Genomic DNA, 1,670 nt, shown 5'->3' with positions numbered 1-1,670 from the left:
GTATACTTGATCGACAAATATTGAACGCCTCTATCGCTATGGTGGGTGAGAGTTTCGGGATCTGGCTGACGTGCAGAAAGCGCCTGATCCAAAGCATCAAGAACCATCTGTGCATTGGGAGATGAAGAGACCTTCCAGCCAACAATATAGCGCGCAAAGACATCAATGATGAACGCAACATACACGAAGCCGATGGCCGTTCTGACGTAGGTGAAGTCAGCTACCCAGAGGATGTTTGGCGCCGGTGCTTTGAACTCTCGGTTCACCTTGTCTTCAGGGCAAGGCAAGGCAGGGTTGCTCTTTGTCGTAGTAATAGTGCCACGGGTAATCCCTTGTATTCCCATGATTTTCATAAGGCGAACAACCGTGCAGCGGGCGACTACAGTGCCTTCATCCAGTAGGTCGTGCCAGATTTTCACGGCCCCATATCGCTTCCCGCTCTTCTCCCAGAAATGAGTGATCCTGGTCATTATAAAGGCATCACGCTTTGCGCGATCTGAGGCTTTCGCGGGATCACGCTCAATCGATTTGTGATGGTAGTATGTAGATGGCGCAATCGGCAAAACCTTGCAAATCGCCTCGACGCCAAGATACTCACGGTGGTCATCGATGAACATGATCATCTCGCCCTAAGGCGGTCGAGGTCCGTCCCACTGCGCGGCAGCGTATGCCTCGCATGCGCGAGAGCGGGCGCGAAAAAAGCTGACGCCTTGCGAAGAATGTCGTTGGCCTGGCGCAGCTCACGGATCTCGCGCTGAAGTTCTTTCATCTGCGCGCGCTCAGACAGTGTCAGACCTTCGCGTTCACCTGTCTCAATAGCCTGCTTGTTGACCCAGTCCCGAAGTGTTTCGGGGCTGCACCCTATCTTCTGAGAAATCGATCTGAGGCACTCAGATCGCGTCTTATAATCCGCTTCATTCTCAAGCACCAAACGCACTGCGCGCGCACGGACTTCTGTCGAAAAACGGTTTCCTGGGTTTCCTTTACTCATGACTTACCTTCCGAGCTTCTTGAGCTCCGGTAAACCCGGTCGGGTTCAAGTCGCATGTGGCAGATCATGCCTGTCTTCAAGGATCTGGACGAGCTGAACCAGTGGCTGGAAGACCGCTGTATCGCCCTTTGGGCGGAGACACCGCACCGCGTCCTCCCTGGTACCATTGCCGATGTCTGGGAAGCAGAGAAGCCCATGTTGATGGCATTGCCACCAGCCTTTGATGGATTTGTCGAGCACAGCAAGCGTGTATCACCGACATGTTTGATCACCTTCGAACGCAATCGATACAGCGTGCCTGCCAGCTTTGCCAATCAGCGCGTCAGCTTGCATGTTTACCCAGAGCGGCTGGTCATAGTGGCGGAAGGTCAAACGGTCTGTTCCCACGAGCGCATCATAGACCGATCACACCGCAAGCCCGGTCGTGTTATCTATGACTGGCGTCACTACCTTGCTGTAATCCAACGCAAACCTGGAGCGTTGCGCAACGGCGCGCCCTTTACCGAGATGCCAGATGCCTTCCGCCAACTTCAAAGCCACATACTTCGCAAAGAAGGCGGAGATCGCGAGATGGTCGATATCCTGTCATTGGTTATGCACCACGACGAGGATGCCGTTCTGGCTGCTGTGGAACTGGCACTGGAAGCAGGCGTGCCCACCAAGATGCACATCCTGAACC

At 54.2% G+C, this 1,670-nt stretch carries 2 protein-coding genes, 1 pseudogene and 1 other annotated feature; of the genes and pseudogenes, 1 reads left to right on the top strand and 2 read right to left on the bottom strand.

Translation table 11 applies throughout. From position 1 onward, the window contains the following. Positions 1 to 617 (bottom strand): IS3 family transposase (locus tag WBC85_RS10660; RefSeq protein ID WP_424436514.1); only part of this gene is annotated, 617 nt, incomplete at its 3' end. Then, positions 549 to 660 (bottom strand) — a sequence feature (AL1L pseudoknot). Its footprint overlaps the gene before it by 69 nt. Further along, the gene (locus tag WBC85_RS10655) at positions 620 to 991 is read right to left on the bottom strand and encodes a transposase (protein WP_424436511.1); all 372 of its coding nucleotides are present in this window, start codon (positions 989 to 991) and stop codon (positions 620 to 622) included. Its footprint overlaps the feature before it by 41 nt. Before the next feature lie 51 nt (positions 992 to 1,042). On the opposite strand from WBC85_RS10655, the pseudogene WBC85_RS10650 reads away from it, so the two are divergent. Continuing rightward, a pseudogene (locus WBC85_RS10650) lies at positions 1,043 to 1,670 on the top strand (Mu transposase domain-containing protein); the annotation flags it as partial.

The organism is Planktotalea sp. (genome assembly GCF_049680325.1).
Classification (GTDB): Bacteria; Pseudomonadota; Alphaproteobacteria; order Rhodobacterales; family Rhodobacteraceae; genus Planktotalea.
Note: the sequence above shows the minus strand (reverse complement) of the source record. Positions and strands in the feature narration are given on the sequence as shown.